Below are 15,514 nucleotides of genomic sequence, written 5' to 3'. Positions count from 1 at the left end.
CGACATTGCAGTCCCCTTCTAGGTGCGGACGGAACCAGACTACGCCTGACCGAAAAGGTCGCCGTGTTCCTCGACTCTGGCCAGTACGTCGTGTGTCGTGAACACCAGGTCCTGCGGGTGCTCGCAGCCCTCGACCTCCTTCCACAGCAGCGGTGTCGAGACCGTGGGCCGTGGCCCGGCCCGCAGCGAATAGGGGGCGACGGTGGTCTTGGCCGGGTTGTTCTGGCTCCAGTCGATGAACACCTTGCCGCGGCGGGCCTTCTTGGCCATCACGCTGACCACCTGGTCGCGGTGGGCCTTCTCCAGCACCTGGGCCAGCCTCTTGGCGTACGCGGAGGGCTCCTCGCGGCCGTCCCAGTCCGCGTACAGCTGCATGCCCTTGTTGCCGCTGGTCTTCGGGCGGGCGGTGAGGCCGTCGGCGCGCAGCACCTCGCGCAGGATGAGGGCCACCCGGCAGCACTCGACGATGGTGGCCGGAGCCCCGGGGTCGAGATCGAACACGAGGGTGTCGGGCGGCAGCGCCGCGCCGTCGTCGGACACCCGCCACTGGGGCACGTGCAGCTCCAGGGCCGCCAGGTTGGCGTAGTAGACGAGCGAGGGCAGGCCCTCGATCACGGCGAAGTCGATCTCGTCGCGGTTCTTGGTGCTGCCCGGCACGGGCAGGGTGGCCCGCCTGACCCAGTCCGGGGTGTGGTCGGGGGCGTTCTTCTCGAAGAAGGATTGGCCGGTCACCCCGTTCGGGTAGCGCTTGACGGTGAGCGGCCTGCCCTCCAGGTGCGGCAGGAGCACGGGGGCGACGCGGCTGTAGTAGTCGATCACCTCGGCCTTGGTGAAGCCGACCTCGGGATAGAGCACCTTGTCCAGGTTGGTCAGCACCAGCTGCCGCCCGTCGACCCGCACCGGCACCTTCGCTGGGCTCACAACGTCACCTCCGAAGGGAGCTTGTCCGGGCGCAGCCCGCGCCACACCGGGTGGCGCAGCCGCAGATCGTCGGTCCACATCGTGTAGGCCACCTCCCCGACGAGCTCGGGTCTAACCCAGCGGTTGCGCCACGGGACGACGTTCTGGAAGGGGCTGCGGGGGATCTCCAGCGGGCTCAGGAACGCGTGCAGCTGATCGAGCACGGCCTCGGTGAAGCCGGTGCCGACGTGACCGACGTACGTCAGGCCGTGCTCGGTGAACACGCCCATGATCAGCGAGCCGATCCCGCCCGACCTGCGGCCCTTGCCCGGCTTCCAGCCGCCGATCACGACGTCCCTCGTGCTGAGGTGCTTCACCTTGATCCACGACGGCGAGCGCGTGCCCGGCCGGTACGGCGAGTCGAGCCGCTTGGCGACGACGCCTTCGAGGCCCTGCTCCTGGGTGGCGGCGAGCAGGTCGGAATCTCCCGGGAAGTACGGTGGGGCGCCGATGTCCAGCTCGTCGAGGAGACTGCGCCGGTCGCGGTACGGCAGGTCCAGCAGCGCGGTGCCGTCGAGGTAGAGCAGGTCGAACGGCAGGTACGTGACCGGGTACAGCTCCAGCATCACCTCTTCCGGATCGGTGAGGTGCATGCGGTGCTGCAGCCGTACGAAGCTGGGCCGGCCGCGCGGGTCGAGCGCGACCACCTCGCCATCGATCACCGCATCCTTCACACCGAACCCCGAAATTTCGGGATACCGGCGGGTGTACTCGACCCCGTGCCTTCCCGTCACCCTCAGTTCACGGTCCAGGTGGAGGATGGCGCGGATGCCATCCCACTTGACCTCCAAGCCATACAGCTCGCGATCTTCCGGTAGTTGTCCGGGAACGGCGAGCATTGGTTCGATGGGGTATGGCATTGGTTGCACCATGACGGGTATGTGCCCATAGGGCGAGCCCGCTAGAGCTGAGGAGTGCCCATGCGCAGCATCTGGAAAGGGGCGATCTCCTTCGGCCTCGTCACGATCCCGGTGAAGCTCTACTCGGCGACCGAGCAGAAGGACGTGACCTTCCACCAGGTACACCGCGAGGACGGCGGCAGGATCCGCTACAAGCGCGTGTGCACGATCGACGGCGAAGAGGTCCCCTACTCCGACATCGCCAAGGGCTACGAGCTGGCCACCGGAGAGATCGTGGTGCTGACGGACGAGGACTTCGAGGATCTGCCGCTCAGCACCTCGCGCAGGATCGACGTCCTCCAGTTCACGCCGGCCGACCAGATCGACCCGATCTACTTCGCCAAGTCGTACTACCTGGAACCGGACGGCCAGGGCGACAAGCCGTACGTGCTGCTGCGCAACGCGCTGGAGAGCTCGGGGCAGGTCGCGGTCGTCAAGGTGGCGCTGCGGCAGCGGGAGTCGCTGGCCACGCTCAGGGTGCGTGACGGGGTGTTCGTGCTGGAGACCATGTACTGGCCGGACGAGATCCGCGTGCCCGACTTCGGGTTCCTCGAAGAGGACATCGAGGTGCGGCCCCAGGAGCTCAAGATGGCCGAGTCGCTCATCACCACGATGAAGGCGGACTTCGACGCCACCGAGCACCACGACGCCTACCGCGAGGCGCTGCAGCAGGTGATCGAGGCCAAGGTGGAGGGCAAGGAGGTCATCGCGCCGCCGGCGGGCGAGGAGGAGGCGGGTCCCGCCGTCGACCTCATGGCCGCGCTGCGGGCGAGCGTCGACGCGGCCAAGCGGGAGCGTTCCGGCGAGCCCGCCAAGCCCAAGAGGGCCGTCAAGGCGTCGAAGGACGCGGGGGAGAAGGAGACAGGGGAGAAGGCCGCCCCCAAGCGCAAGGCCCGCAAATCCGCCTGATCGAGCGTTGCCTGCACAATGCAGTTGAGTGCGGCAATTGTTGCCCGGACAAATGCAAAGGCGCCTTCGGCGGCAACCGCCGAAGGCGCCTCGCATTTATCGGAGGGGAAGACCTGGTCGGCGGAATTCCGCTTCACCGCTCCCCCGGAAATGCCATGGGAATGAATTCCCGCCGAGCCCGGACGCGATGGCGTGGCGACTTTTCCGAGTGCCTGCGTCCTTATGGGCAACACAGGCACTCGGCGGTGCGTCCGGAGCTCACCTCAACCGGGTGACCGGTTGCCTGGCTATCTCCTCGACCGGGTCGGCCGTCTCCGAGTTGTTACTGAAGCGCCTCGCGACGAGCGCGCTCCTCTTCCTCACGCTCGAAGTTGAACGAGCGAGCGTTGGCGTCGGCGTCAGAGTCCGTACGCACGGTGTTCTGGTTGTTGTTGTGCAGGTGGATGTGGACCTTGACCCGGCCACTGCGGCCGTGGTGGCGACGGCCCCAGCCGCCCCAGCCACCCCAGCCGCCGCAGCGGCGGCCACAGCCCCAAGAGAAGGCGGAGGCGCTGGTGCTGGCGGAGGCGGTCGTGGCGCTGGCGGAGGTGGCGGTGGTCAGGGCGCCGAGGCTGATGAGGCCACCGGACATACCCGTGCTGATCACAAGCCCTGCGATGACACTCTTGAACTTGGGCATTGAATTCCCCCCTAAAGGATCGGTTGCCCTGTTCCAGATATTTGCCGGAGTGAACGGTAAATATCTTGGATGACATTGAATGCGTCATCCGTGCTGATTTATTTCCGACGTTCCGGCGGATAAACGGCCGTAGATGTGTTTTGCTATACGCTAACTCTCTCATTGCTCTTATTAAGCATTTATGAAATGAAATGAAATGATTTGTCCGTTTTATGGGGGTGGGCGGTCCGCAGCGCGGCCGCCCCCGTTCCGGCTCGCGGCGATGGCGCCGAAAGTGCGGCCCCGCCGAGAAATCTGGTCAAACGCCGCGAATCGCGTACCGATAAATGCCAATAAAGGAGCATTTATCCGAAATGTAGGCTGGGGGCCGACGGCGGTTATCGTTGGACGAAGCGAGGAGGACGCATGGCAGCAGCACCGATCCCGCACTGGCCAGGACGGATGTTCGGGTCGGTGCACGTACGGACGACCCCCGAAGGCGCCCCCGAGAAGGCGGTCTTCGTGCACGGCCTGGCCGGCGCGGCCACCAATTGGACCGACCTGATGGACGAGCTGAAAGACCTCGTCACCGGTTACGCCATCGACCTGCCCGGCGCGGGATTCTCGCCCGAACCCGCGGACGGCGACTACACCATCGCCGCGCACGCCCGCGCGGTGATCGGCCTGCTGGAGGAGACCGGTCCGGCCCACCTGTTCGGCAACTCGATGGGCGGCGCGGTCGCCGTCAGGGTGGCCGCCAGCCGCCCCGACCTGGTGCGCTCGCTCGTCCTCATCTCGCCGGCGCTGCCCGACCTGCTGCCCAGGTACGGCCCGATACGCGTCGCCGCCGCGTCCCTGCCCCGGCTGGGCGAGTGGGTGGCGGACAAGCTCCGGCTGATCCCCGCCGAGCAGCGGATCAAGTCCTCCTTCGCCATGGTCTGGGCGGACGTCGCCGCGGTCCATCCGCTACGGCTGCGCGACGCGATCGAGGAGCAGCGCAGGCGCGACGGGCTGGCCTACGCCGCCGCCGCCATGATCGGCTCGGCCCGGGGCATCGTGGCCGAGTACTTCCGCCGCGGCGAGGCGAACCTGTGGCGTCAGGCCGCCCTCATCGAGGCGCCCACCCTGATCATTCACGGCAGGCACGACCGCCTGGTGCGTCCCGCCATGGCCGCAAAGGCGGCCCGTACCTTCCGGCAGGTCAGGCTGGTACTCCTGCCGCGCGCGGGGCACGTGGCGATGATGGAGACGCCCCGCGTGGTCGCCGCGGAGGCCCGGCGTCTGATCGGTGAGACACGCTTGGGGAATGCCCCACTCGCCAACTAGGTTTCACAGGAGGATGGGATAGGTCCCCCTCGAACGGGAGCGTAGAAAGTGTCGTTGCCACCGCTGGTCGAGCCGGCCGCAGAGCTGACCGTCGACGAAGTGCGCCGTTACTCGCGCCACCTGATCATTCCCGACGTGGGGATGGCCGGGCAGAAGCGGCTGAAGAACGCCAAGGTGCTCTGTGTGGGCGCCGGAGGCCTGGGCTCGCCCGCGCTGATGTATCTCGCGGCGGCGGGCGTGGGCACGCTCGGGGTCATCGACTTCGACGTCGTCGACGAGTCCAACCTGCAGCGCCAGATCATCCACGGCCAGTCCGACGTGGGCCGGCCGAAGGCCGAGAGCGCCGCGGCCACGGTCCGCGAGATCAACCCGCTGGTCGACGTCGTCGTCCACAACACGGCGCTGACCAACGACAACGTGATGGAGATCTTCTCCGGCTACGACCTCATCGTCGACGGCACCGACAACTTCGCCACGCGCTACATGGTGAACGACGCCGCGGTGCTGCTCGGCAAGCCGTACGTCTGGGGCTCGATCTACCGCTTCGACGGCCAGGCCAGCGTGTTCTGGGCCGAGCACGGCCCCTGCTACCGCTGCCTCTACCCCGAGCCCCCGCCTCCCGGCATGGTGCCCTCGTGCGCCGAGGGCGGCGTGCTGGGCGTGCTGTGCGCCTCGATCGGCTCCATCCAGGTCAACGAGGCCATCAAGCTGCTCACCGGCATCGGCGACCCGCTGGTCGGGCGGCTGATGATCTACGACGCCCTGGAGATGAAGTACCGCGACGTCAAGGTCCGCAAGGACCCCGAGTGCGTGCTGTGCGGCAAGAACCCGACGGTCACCCAGCTGCTCGACGACTACGAGGCGTTCTGCGGCGCGATCTCCGACGAGGCCGCCGAGGCCGCGACGGGCTCGACGATCACCGCCCGCGAGCTCAAGGCCATGCAGGACAACGGCGACGACATCTTCCTCGTCGACGTCCGTGAGATCAACGAGTACGAGATCGTCTCCATCCCCGGCGCCACGCTGATCCCCAAGGGCGAGTTCCTCAACGGCTCGGCCCTGGAGAAGCTGCCGCAGGACAAGCGCATCGTGCTCCACTGCAAGTCGGGCGCGCGCTCGGCGGAGGCGCTGGCGATCGTCAAGAACGCCGGATTCTCCGACGCGGTGCACGTCGGCGGCGGGGTGCTCAGCTGGGTCGCGACCGTCGACCCCAGCCTGCCCTCCTACTGATGCCGTTTTCCTGAGTCCATCCACTGGGGTCTGGTTTCTGCGGATGGCGCCCGGTCGCCCGCATTAAGGTCGATGCCGTGGACGACGCTCGCCCCTGGCCCGCTCTCGTGGCGGCCTCCGTGCTGACGATGGTCTGCGCGGTCGCCGCCGGGGTGTCGGCCAGCGCGGCGGGCGCGGAGCTGTCACGCGGCCCGAGCCCGGCCGAGCTCCACTCGGCGGCCAGGCGCGAGGTCGCCGAGCGGTGGCGCACCTGGGCGAGCGGGCGCATCTTCCCCGCCAGCCTGCCCTACTCCGCCGAACAGGGCGGCCGCGAACGTGCCAGCCGGATCGGCATCTCCCCGGCCATCACGTGCGCCGACTCCGTCGACGCCAAAGCCGCCAAGGCCCTGCGCAAGGCGGGCTGCCTGGGAGTGCTGCGCGCCACCTACATCGACGCCCTGCGGGGCGTGCTCGTCACCGTCGGCGTAGTGGCCATGCCCGACGAGCCCCAGGCCGTACGCGCCAAGTCCGCCTTCTCCGCCGCCGGCGCTCCCGTGCCCGGCCTGCGGCCCGTGGCCTTCCGGGACACGGTCTCCGACCGTTTCACCCCTTCCGTACGTCAGGCCGGCTCGGTACGCCAGGCCGGCCCCTACCTCGTGCTGACCACGGCGGGCCAGGTCGACGGCCGGCCGGCGCGCGCGGTCGGTGAGCAGCGGCCGGCCATCTTCGCCTTCGCCGGCGAGATCTCCGAACGGATCCTGGCCGACCTGAGCACGCCGCGGATGCCCGACTGCGCCTCCCAGGAGTGGCGGTGCTGACCCGCGCGGCCGTGCTCATCACGGCGACGCTGCTCTTCAGCGCCGGGTCCGCGCTCGGGCTCTTCAGCACCGGGCCCGCGTTGGGGTTCTTGAGCGCCGGGCCCGCGCTGGCCGATGATGTGCGCGGCGGTCAGCAGCCGGTGATCAGCACGCTGGAGCTGAAAAAGGCGTGGCGGACCAGCAAGGGCGCGGGCGTCACCGTGGCCGTGCTCGACTCGGGCGTCGATCCCGGCCACCGCGACCTGGCCGGTTCCGTGACCGTGGGCAAGGACTTCACCGAGGGCGCCAACCCGCCGGACGTGCCACCGCGTCGCCTGCACGGCACGTACATGGCCTCGCTGATCGCCGGGCACGGCCACGGACGTGGCGGAAGGCTCGGCGTGATCGGCGTGGCTCCGAAGGCACGGCTGCTGTCGGTCCGGGTGATACTGGAGGACGAGGAGCCGGGGTTCAGGGAGTTCAACACCGCCGTGCGCTTCGAGAACGTGGTGGCCAGGGGCATTCGCTACGCCGTCGATCGGGGGGCGCGCGTGATCAACATGTCGATCTCCAAGGATCTGGCGACCGAGGAGGAGCGGGCGGCCGTGCGTTACGCGATCTCCAAGGGCGTCGTGCTGGTGGCCGCCGCGGGCAACGACGGCGCGGGCGCGCCCGATGAGACGGGATTCGCCCCCTTTTCCTATCCGGCCGCCTTTCCCGGTGTCGTCTCCGTGGGCGCGACGGACCGGCGGCTGCGGCGGGCGACGTTCTCCAACTGGAACTCCTCGGTGCTGGTGGCCGCGCCCGGCGTCGACATCATGGGCGCGGGCCCCGATGACGAATACTGGGTCGGGAGGGGCACCTCGCAGGCCACCGCGCTGGTGTCCGGGGTGGCCGCCCTCATCAAGGCCAAATATCCGGCGATGTCGCCGCCGCTGGTCGCGCAGGCCATGACGGCGAGCGCGACCGACCGGCCACCGGGCGGCTACGACACCGGCACCGGCTTCGGCGTGGTCAACGCCGCCAAGGCGCTCACCGAGGCGGCCCGGCTCGCCAAGCACACCGAGACGGCCGCGGGGGCGCAGGCGCAGGACCCCGCCCGGCCGCTCGCCGGCGGATCGGCGGGCCGGATCGAGGTCGTCAACAGGGACCAAGCGCGCGTAAAGGTCTATGGGGCGATCGCCTTGGCGGCCGCCCTCGGCGCGCTCTCCTCCATGTGGGCGATATTCGCCCTGGTCAGACGCGTGCGTCGCGCTCAGAGCGGGCAAGACGCATGATCCGCCCGCTAAGGGGGACGAAATAGACACGAACCGAGCCTGGGAACGAGGCGGTGGTGAAGGCACGTAGGTCCACCTCAGGGTTGCCGCGCGCCGGGGGAGCCACATCGGGACGAAGGAACCCGCTCGGCGCTCCAGTCGGCCGCCGTTCTCGCGTGCGCTCCTGGCCGGCGGCCACCGGCCGCGACAGGGCGGCGGGCAAGGAACGGCTGGAGCAGGCCGTGCTCCAGCAGGGTGTGCGCTTCCGCCGCCTGTTCGTGACGCTGGTCGGCACCATCGTGGTCGCGTCGGCCGTCCTCGTGCTGCTCGGCACGATCGGGCTGCTCGGGGAGACCCGGTCCCGCCCGCTGACCGCCACCGAGCAGAACCAGTACAAACAAGAGGAGATCGCCAGGCGCTGGCAGGCGTGGCCCGCCACCGACGTCTTCCCCGAAGAGGTCAAGTACGTCGGGCTCGACAAGGCCCAGCAATACGCCAGGCGCGTCGGCATCGCACCCGAGACCGAATGCGGCAAGGGCGTCGACCCGTCCGTGGCGGGCGTCCTCGACGACCACGGATGCGTGACCATGCTCCGCGCCACCTATGTGGACCAGACGGCCATGTTCGTCTTCACGGTCGGTGTGGCCGTACTCAAGGACGAGGACTCCAGGATCTCGGCGACCGAGCAGCTCACCCAGGACGACCGGGTCGGCGTGCTGCCCGTGGCCTTCCCCGGCACGGTGACCGAGCGGTTCGGGGCCGACCAGCGCCAGCGTACGGGCTGGGTGGGCGCCGGACCGTACATCGTGTTCTCGACGGCGGGCTACACCGACGGCAGGACCCGGGCGGCCATCCCGCCCGAGGAGATGCTCCACAGCGAGCTGTGGCCGGCGGCCAAGTCGATCGGCAACCAGATCGCCTACTTCCTGGCGGACCCGCCGAAGGTTCCGCCCTGCACTCAGGGGAACGTGTGCTGACCGCCCTACGCGCGCTGACCGCCGCCCTGGTCATGCTGCACGCCCCGGCGGCCGCACCCGTCAGGGAGCAGCAGCAATGGGTGCTCGACGCGCTCAACGTCGAGCAGGCGTGGACGGTCACCAAGGGCAAGGGCGTCACCGTGGCCGTGGTCGACAGCGGCGTCGACGGCAAGGTCAAGGAGCTGCGCGGACGCGTGACCGCCGGCCCCGACATGACCGAGGCCACCGTCCAGCGCCAGGCCAAGCCCGGCAAGCACGGCACCGCGATGGCCGCCCTCATCGCCGGTTCCGGGGCGGATGACGGGCTGATCGGCGTGGCGCCCGAGTCGGGCATCCTCTCCCTGGCCCTGGCCGTCGACGAGGACCCGGGCGCCGGCACCATCGACCCGCAGCAGGAGGAGCAGAGCGCGCTGGAGAGCCCGCTGGCCCGCGCCATCCGCTACGCCGCCAACCACGGCGCCAAGGTCATCAGCATGTCGATCGGCTCCTACGGGCCGCTCAAGTCCGAGCGCGAGGCCGTCTCCTACGCGCTCGGCAAGGGTGTCGTGCTGGTGGCCGCCGTCGGCAACGACGGGCAGACCAAGTACGCCAAGGACAACGGCACCTCGTTCTGGAGCTTCCCCGCGGGCTATTCGGGCGTCATCGGCGTGGCGGCCGTCGACAAGCAGGGCAAGGGCGCGACGTTCAGCAGCGACAACCTGTCCGTCCTCGTCTCCGCGCCGGGGGTGGGCGTACCCGTCGTCAAGCGCAAGGGCGGCTACGAGCTGTCGGAGGGCACCAGCTCGGCCAGCGCGCTCGTGGCCGGGGTGGCCGCGCTGGTCAAGTCGCGCTATCCCGCCATGGCGCCCGAGCAGGTCGCGCAGGCCCTGGCCGCGAGCGCCCGGGGACGGCCCGCCGCCGGTTATGACGACAAGACCGGGTTCGGGGTGGTCGACGCCGGTGCCGCGCTCAACGCGGCCGAACGGCTGGCCGGAGAGCAGCGCGAGGTCGCCGTGCCCGACGACCGGCACTTCGGCGTCGGCGAGGACTCGCCCGGGCCGTCGCGCCCGGGACCCGATCCGTGGCGGCTGTGGCTCTATGGAGGGGGCGTGCTGCTGGCGCTGGTGATGTTCTGCGGGGCCATCATCGTGCTCAATCAGCGTAGCGAGTAAAGATCCGCTATGGTCGCGCGTCATGGGATACGAGCTGCGCGTGGTTCGTGAGGCGCCCCTGGCGTTTTCCGAGCTCGCGAAGGCGATCGCGCCGGCCGGTTTCGGACTGCGCGGGCCGGACGAGATCGTCACCGGACACGCCGGTGACACGCACGTCGTGGGGCACTGGCGCGATCAGGTGATCGGCGAGCCGGGCTCCGACTGGCAGGTGGCGCAGCTCGTCCTGCTGGCGGCCGCCCTCGGCGCCAGGCTCGTCGGCGAGGACGGCGAGAGCTACACACTGCGCGACGGCATCGTGGAGCTGGTCGCCGGTGGTTCGGTGGTCGAGATCGGCAAGTTCCACGAGATGATCGAGGCGGGGCCCAACGCATGGACTCCATGAACCCGTTCGCCGAACGGGTCCTCGAAGTGGTGGAGTCCATCCCGCCGGGCATGGTGATGTCCTACGGCGACATCGCCGAATATCTCGGCGAGGGCGGACCACGCCAGGTCGGGCAGGTCATGTCGACCTGGGGCGGCGGCGTGCCGTGGTGGCGCGTGGTGCACTCCGACGGCACCGGCGCGGCCCCTGACCACGTGCGACGCTGTCTGGAGCACTGGCGCGAAGAGGGCACGGCGCTCCGCGGCGAGCGCGTCGACATGCGCCGGGCACGCTGGGACGGTCGTTCAGCCGATTCTCAGAAACAAGCCTGACCAGCGGATTCGCTCGTTGGGCGAATCCGCCGCACGTGACTCCCCTTACGATGGCTAGAACCAGTGATGGCGGTTCGAAAGGCGGTGCCTTACCGATGGCAACCGGCGTCACAGCCCTGAGTCAGGGCGGCGATCAGATCGCCGATCGCCTGAAGGCTGTCCAGGATCTCTGTGACCGGGGTGAGTCGCTCGACGCGGTCATGCGGGCCGTCGGACCGGGCGGCCGCGACTCGGCGTTCGACACCGAGGTGCTCAGCGGACCGCTGGGCGCGCGCATGGACCTGGCGGTCAAACGCGGCGCGGCGCGCAGGCGTGAGCTCATCACATTGCTGCGCCCCTACCTGGCGGCCGTGGACGCGGGCGTCAAGCGCGACCTGCCGGCCGCGCGGCGACTGATCTGCCACCTCATCGAGCATCGCCCGGACGACGAGCTCGTCGACGGCGACACGCTCACCAAGGTCGTGGCGGCGGCTGCCGAGCCGTCCAAGCGAATCCGCGCGGGTCTGCGCTGGTACGCCGACCTGCCCTTCCGTGACGAGCTCCCCGCCGACCTCTACCGGCTGCGGCGCGCCGACCTGGTGCCCGTGACCCACATCGACGACATCGTGTGGGTCAACGGCAAGCTGCGCGTCACCGGCTTCGCCTACCTGGCGGGCCTGTCCGTGCGCAGCCGCCGGTTCAACTGGGCGACCGTGGTGCTGCGCGGTCCGCGCTGGCTGCCTCCGGTGCGCCTGCGCACCCGCCGGGTGCTGGCCCCCGAGGCCACGCACGGCGCGCGCGAGCCCGGCTGCAACTACGACTGGTCCGGGTTCACCGCCGACCTCAGCCCATGGTCCCTGCGCTGGCGCGGAGCCGTGCGCGGCCTCGTGCACGCCGTACGCAGGCGGATGCGCCACCGGCCCGCCGTCCACGACACCACGACGTGGCGGGCCGAGATCGTCTTCTACAGCCGCGGCGCGCGGGCGACGGGCCTGCTGCGCGGCGCGTCCCCCGGCCGCACCGAGCGTCCCGCCGGTCTCAAGCTGCGGCCGGGCTGGTGGGCCAGGCCGGTGTGGACCTCCGACCGGGCGCTGCAGGTCGTGCTCCAGCCCAACCGCGCCGAGCTCGCCGGCGTCTCCGTCGAGGGCGACCGCCTGGAGCTGAAGATCTTCCTGCCCGGCCGTACGGTGACCAAGGGCCACGCCCGGCTGGGCGGCCACCGCATGGCCGCCGAGTTCACGCCGGTGGCCAACGGCACCGAGGTGCTGGTCAGCCAGGCCGTGTCCGCCCTGTTGCAGGAGAAGGACGGGCGGCGGCTCTGGGTCGAGCCGAAGGGCGATCCCGCCGCGTCCGTCATGCTCGCCGACCTGGTGGAGACCAGGATGCCTTCCGGCGACCGCGAGATCACCGTGCTGGGCGACCGGCGCGACCGCGTGCTCGTCTCCGCCCACCGCATCCGCCCGGTGATCACCTCGGCGGTGTGGGAGGGGCTCACGCTGGTGCTGCGTGGCGACTACCCCGACGCGGCCGGGCCGCGCACGCTGACGTTGCGCCACCGGTCAGGGCTGTCCTACCACGTGCCGATGGAGCGTACGGGAGATCAGTTCTCCGTACGCATCGAGCCCGCGTCGATGGACCGCTTCGGCGAGGTGGTGCCGCTGTCGTCCGGCACCTGGAACATGTCGCTCCGGCATCCGTCCGGGGAGATCGTCCCCGTCCGCATGGACCACGCGGCGCTGCCCGGCCTCGACGAGGAGCCGCGCGCGTCCGATGGGCGGTCCTTCCGGATGCTCTCGACGCGCTTCGACGTGCCGGTGGTGGCCGTGGAAGAGGAGCGACCGGCCGACGAGAAGGGCGTCGCGGGCACCCACGTGCTGCGGCGGGTGTTCTATCCGGCGCAGCGCACCGAGCCGCTGACCGACGCGACCGTCTACGTGGTCAACGACGGCCGCCTCTACGCCGACAGCGTCCGGGCCATCTACGAGGAGCGGGTGCGGCGGGGTGATGACCGCGAGCACATCTGGATCGTCAAGGACGGCGCGTTCACGCCGCCTCCGGGCACGACCTCGGTACGGGCCGGCAGCCGCGAGCACCACGCTGCGCTCGCCCGGTCCCGATTTATCGTGACAAATGCGTTTCTGCCGGTTTGGTTCCGCTCACGCGAGGACCAGGTCGTCCTGCAGACCTGGAACGGCACGCCGGCCAAGCGCATCGGCAACGACCAGCCCCACATGACCCGCGACCCCCGCCCGCCGATCTGGCACCGGCAGGCGGCCGAGGTGCGTGGCTGGGACGTGCTGCTGTCGCAGTCGCCCTGGGCCACGCCGGTGCTGCGGCGCGCGTTCGGCTACCAGGGGGAGATCCTGGAGAGCGGGCTGCCGCGCAACGACGTGCTCACCTCGCCGGACCGCGACTCGCTGGCGGCGGCCGTGCGGGAGCGGCTGGGCCTGGCCGAGGGCAAGCGCGTGGTGCTGTACGCACCGACGTGGCGGGACTATGACCGCAAGAACGCGATGGTGAAGCTCGACCTGGCCAAGGCCCGCGAGGCACTGGGCGCGGACCACGAACTCCTGGTCAGAGCCCACCCCATGCAAGCTATGCCCGCCGTCCCCGACATCGCCCACGACGTCACGACTTATCCCGATATGGCGGATCTGCTGCTCGTGACGGACGTGCTGGTCACGGACTACTCCTCGGTCATGTTCGACTTCGCCGCGACCGGCCGCCCGATCGTCTTCTACGGGTACGACCTGACGAAATACTCCTCGAAGCGTGGCCTCTACATCGACCTCCCGGAGCAGGCGCCGGGACCGGTGCTGTCGACGTCGGCGGAGGTGATCGACGCACTGCGCTCGATCGACTCGGTAGCGGCGGCCCACGCGGACCGCTACGACGCCTTCCGCGCCACCTTCGCCCCAAGGGACGACGGCAAGGCAACGGCCCGAGTCGTGGACCACCTGTTCTCCTAGCCGATCGGCCACTCACCCGTCCGGGGTGGGTGGCCGTCTGCGGTTTGGACATGAAAGGACCCTCTGGAGGATCGCGCAGGCTGTCTCGGCGCTGGAGACCCGAGGACCGCGCATCCCTAGCGCGGCAGGTCGATCTGATACCGGATGAAGCCCCGGTTCACGGCCACCTTGTCGTAAAGACGGCGCGCGGTGGTGTTCGTCTCGTGGGTGTTCCAGTAGACGCGATCGCAACCACGATCCCTGGCCCAGTCGACCACGCTCTCGATCAACGTGCGACCCACACCCAGCCCGCGCACATCCTCAGCCGTGAACAGGTCCTGCAAATAGCAGACGTCGGTATCCGGTGCCGAGGTGCTCGGATGGGTGAGGAAATGCGTGATCCCTATGAGCCTGCCGTCCAGTGTCGCGCCGAGGGCGTGTAGACGCGTGTCCGCCTGGAATTCCTCCCATGCCCTGTCGTACATCAGGTCCGGCTCGACTCGCTGGTAGAAGTCGATGTAGGCGCGGAACAGGCTCTCCCAAGCCGCTCTGTCAGACGGGCGGAGCTTGCGGACACTGATCACGTCGCCTCCTCCTGAGGGCTTCGCACGGTCGGCCGCGGCACGCCACAAGGTAGGGGCAGAGTGGTCTCCTAGGACACGGCCACTCTTCGGCTGAAGCTAAGGACCACTTCAGGGACTCCGGCAACCGGTACACCACCCCGGCGGACGCAACCAGGAGCCGATGCGCCTGACCCATTTGGCGAAACACTGGGCTCTTCGGAGGTCTCCGGCTGCGGGGCGGGGGGTCTGGCCCCGGGCCGAGGGCTGGGGAGCTACTTGCGCAGTTCGACAAGGAGGGACATCGGTGTCTCCTCGATGTTGAACGTCCGGAAGCTCGTGTGGGCGACGATGGCCGCGAACTGCTTCTTGTCGTACGCCCGCCTGGGAAGGACCGAGCGGAGCACGTAGCGGATGATGGCGGCGTTGACCGGGCCGACGTCCATGCGGGCGACGTCCTCGTCGACCGCCTTCTTGGAGACGTCGCGGCGCAGGTCGTTGATGTAGACGGTGCCGCCGGGGCGGAGGACGCGGTGCATCTCGCGTAAGGCGCCGACCGGGTCGGAGAAGTTCTTGAAGGCGGCGCAGCAGACGATGAAGTCGAAGCTCTCGTCGTCGAAGGGCATGGCCGAGACGTTTCCGTGGCGGAAGTCGACCTGGGCGCCTGCCTCGGCGGCCTTCTGGCGGGCGATCTGGACGAAGGAGGTGCTGACGTCGAGACCGGTGACCCGGTAGTTACCGGTTCTGGCCAGTTTGATGGCGAGGTAGCCGGGGCCGGGGGCCACCTCCAGGATGTCGCCGCCGGCCGGGGCGTGTTCCAGCACTGACTGGGCCTGCTCCGTGAACCTCGACCGGTCCTTGCCGGTGCTTTTCGCGTACCAGCGGGCGATCGGGCCTTCCATGCCGATGCCCTTGTAGCCCTTGTCGGTTCTGGTCATGGCCTGTTGTTCCTCTCTGTCAGGCGCTGCCGTTGTGGTAGAAGTCACGATATATCGCATCAATGGCAAGTCAAGATATGTCGCGAAATGGGCGTCGGGTTCCTGCGGCGTGTCGTTGGGTGTGGTGGCATTTCCGCCGATAGCGTGGGCCGATCGCGTGGTAGAGAGGTCAACACGGCACGATCTACCCCTGTGGTCTGGTGGAATCTAGTGTTGTGAGTGCTCAGACCTGGCGGTTGGTGCGGCGTGGGAGC

15 protein-coding genes are annotated in these 15,514 nt (G+C 69.3%); 10 read left to right on the top strand and 5 right to left on the bottom strand.

Annotated features, from left to right (window positions below):
• Positions 1-39: 39 nt before the first annotated feature.
• A complete protein-coding gene (gene ligD / locus LDL49_RS42815; protein ID WP_225300625.1) occupies positions 40-921 on the bottom strand; it encodes a non-homologous end-joining DNA ligase in 882 nt (293 codons plus the stop codon).
• On the bottom strand, positions 918-1,820 hold the full coding sequence (ligD, locus tag LDL49_RS42810; protein WP_225300623.1) for a non-homologous end-joining DNA ligase: 903 nt from the start codon (positions 1,818-1,820) through the stop codon (positions 918-920). The genes ligD (LDL49_RS42815) and ligD (LDL49_RS42810) overlap by 4 nt, the downstream gene beginning before the upstream one ends.
• 60 nt (positions 1,821-1,880) lie before the next feature.
• Between ligD (LDL49_RS42810) and ku the strand changes: the two genes are divergently transcribed.
• Positions 1,881-2,768, top strand: a complete 888-nt coding sequence (ku, locus tag LDL49_RS42805) for a non-homologous end joining protein Ku (RefSeq protein ID WP_225300621.1) — start codon at positions 1,881-1,883, stop codon at positions 2,766-2,768.
• 322 nt (positions 2,769-3,090) lie between these two features.
• On the opposite strand, the gene LDL49_RS42800 is transcribed toward ku, so the two are convergent.
• Positions 3,091-3,447 carry a hypothetical protein gene (locus LDL49_RS42800; protein WP_225300619.1) on the bottom strand — a complete coding sequence of 119 codons (357 nt, stop codon included), beginning with the start codon at positions 3,445-3,447 and terminating at the stop codon, positions 3,091-3,093.
• 405 nt (positions 3,448-3,852) lie between these two features.
• Between LDL49_RS42800 and LDL49_RS42795 the strand changes: the two genes are divergently transcribed.
• The 9 genes from LDL49_RS42795 (at position 3,853) to LDL49_RS42755 (ending at position 13,783) form a co-directional block, all read left to right on the top strand.
• The gene (locus LDL49_RS42795) at positions 3,853-4,752 is read left to right on the top strand and encodes an alpha/beta fold hydrolase (RefSeq protein WP_225300616.1); all 900 of its coding nucleotides are present in this window, start codon (positions 3,853-3,855) and stop codon (positions 4,750-4,752) included.
• Between the two features lie 48 nt (positions 4,753-4,800).
• Positions 4,801-5,982, top strand: coding sequence for an adenylyltransferase/sulfurtransferase MoeZ (gene moeZ, locus LDL49_RS42790; protein ID WP_225300614.1), 1,182 nt, complete (start codon positions 4,801-4,803; stop codon positions 5,980-5,982).
• A gap of 77 nt (positions 5,983-6,059) precedes the next feature.
• Entirely contained in the window at positions 6,060-6,779 is a 720-nt protein-coding gene (locus LDL49_RS42785; protein ID WP_225300612.1) for a hypothetical protein, read from the top strand.
• On the top strand, positions 6,773-8,035 hold the full coding sequence (locus LDL49_RS42780) for a S8 family serine peptidase (protein WP_225300611.1): 1,263 nt from the start codon (positions 6,773-6,775) through the stop codon (positions 8,033-8,035). Before LDL49_RS42785 ends, LDL49_RS42780 begins: the two co-directional genes overlap by 7 nt.
• A gap of 155 nt (positions 8,036-8,190) precedes the next feature.
• Positions 8,191-8,991 carry a hypothetical protein gene (locus LDL49_RS42775; RefSeq protein ID WP_225300610.1) on the top strand — a complete coding sequence of 267 codons (801 nt, stop codon included), beginning with the start codon at positions 8,191-8,193 and terminating at the stop codon, positions 8,989-8,991.
• A complete protein-coding gene (locus tag LDL49_RS42770; protein WP_225300608.1) occupies positions 8,985-10,142 on the top strand; it encodes a S8 family serine peptidase in 1,158 nt (385 codons plus the stop codon). The genes LDL49_RS42775 and LDL49_RS42770 overlap by 7 nt, the downstream gene beginning before the upstream one ends.
• A 22-nt stretch (positions 10,143-10,164) precedes the next feature.
• Complete coding sequence (locus LDL49_RS42765) at positions 10,165-10,524, top strand: hypothetical protein (RefSeq protein WP_225300606.1); 360 nt, start codon at positions 10,165-10,167, stop codon at positions 10,522-10,524.
• Positions 10,512-10,835 (top strand): MGMT family protein, encoded by a 324-nt coding sequence (locus tag LDL49_RS42760; RefSeq protein WP_225300603.1) that lies wholly within the window; start codon positions 10,512-10,514, stop codon positions 10,833-10,835. Before LDL49_RS42765 ends, LDL49_RS42760 begins: the two co-directional genes overlap by 13 nt.
• A gap of 95 nt (positions 10,836-10,930) precedes the next feature.
• Positions 10,931-13,783, top strand: coding sequence for a CDP-glycerol glycerophosphotransferase family protein (locus LDL49_RS42755; protein ID WP_225300601.1), 2,853 nt, complete (start codon positions 10,931-10,933; stop codon positions 13,781-13,783).
• A 116-nt stretch (positions 13,784-13,899) separates the two neighbouring features.
• On the opposite strand, the gene LDL49_RS42750 is transcribed toward LDL49_RS42755, so the two are convergent.
• Both LDL49_RS42750 and LDL49_RS42745 read right to left on the bottom strand, forming a co-directional pair.
• Positions 13,900-14,346, bottom strand: a complete 447-nt coding sequence (locus LDL49_RS42750) for a GNAT family N-acetyltransferase (RefSeq protein WP_225300599.1) — start codon at positions 14,344-14,346, stop codon at positions 13,900-13,902.
• A 251-nt stretch (positions 14,347-14,597) separates the two neighbouring features.
• Positions 14,598-15,260 (bottom strand): class I SAM-dependent methyltransferase, encoded by a 663-nt coding sequence (locus LDL49_RS42745; protein WP_225300598.1) that lies wholly within the window; start codon positions 15,258-15,260, stop codon positions 14,598-14,600.
• Positions 15,261-15,514: the final 254 nt, after the last annotated feature.

It is taken from the genome of Nonomuraea aurantiaca (genome assembly GCF_020215705.1).
Classification (GTDB): domain Bacteria; phylum Actinomycetota; class Actinomycetes; order Streptosporangiales; family Streptosporangiaceae; genus Nonomuraea; species Nonomuraea aurantiaca.
This window is presented reverse-complemented; position numbering and strand designations above follow the sequence as displayed.

Bases quoted from the DNA above. Each gene is read 5' to 3' on its own strand.
- ligD (WP_225300623.1), bottom strand. From the start codon at position 1,820: ATGCCATACCCCATCGAACCAATGCTCGCCGTTCCCGGACAACTACCG.
- ku (WP_225300621.1), top strand. From the start codon at position 1,881: ATGCGCAGCATCTGGAAAGGGGCGATCTCCTTCGGCCTCGTCACGATC.
- LDL49_RS42800 (WP_225300619.1), bottom strand. From the start codon at position 3,447: ATGCCCAAGTTCAAGAGTGTCATCGCAGGGCTTGTGATCAGCACGGGT.
- LDL49_RS42795 (WP_225300616.1), top strand. From the start codon at position 3,853: ATGGCAGCAGCACCGATCCCGCACTGGCCAGGACGGATGTTCGGGTCG.
- LDL49_RS42765 (WP_225300606.1), top strand. From the start codon at position 10,165: ATGGGATACGAGCTGCGCGTGGTTCGTGAGGCGCCCCTGGCGTTTTCC.
- LDL49_RS42760 (WP_225300603.1), top strand. From the start codon at position 10,512: ATGGACTCCATGAACCCGTTCGCCGAACGGGTCCTCGAAGTGGTGGAG.
- LDL49_RS42755 (WP_225300601.1), top strand. From the start codon at position 10,931: ATGGCAACCGGCGTCACAGCCCTGAGTCAGGGCGGCGATCAGATCGCC.
- LDL49_RS42745 (WP_225300598.1), bottom strand. From the start codon at position 15,260: ATGACCAGAACCGACAAGGGCTACAAGGGCATCGGCATGGAAGGCCCG.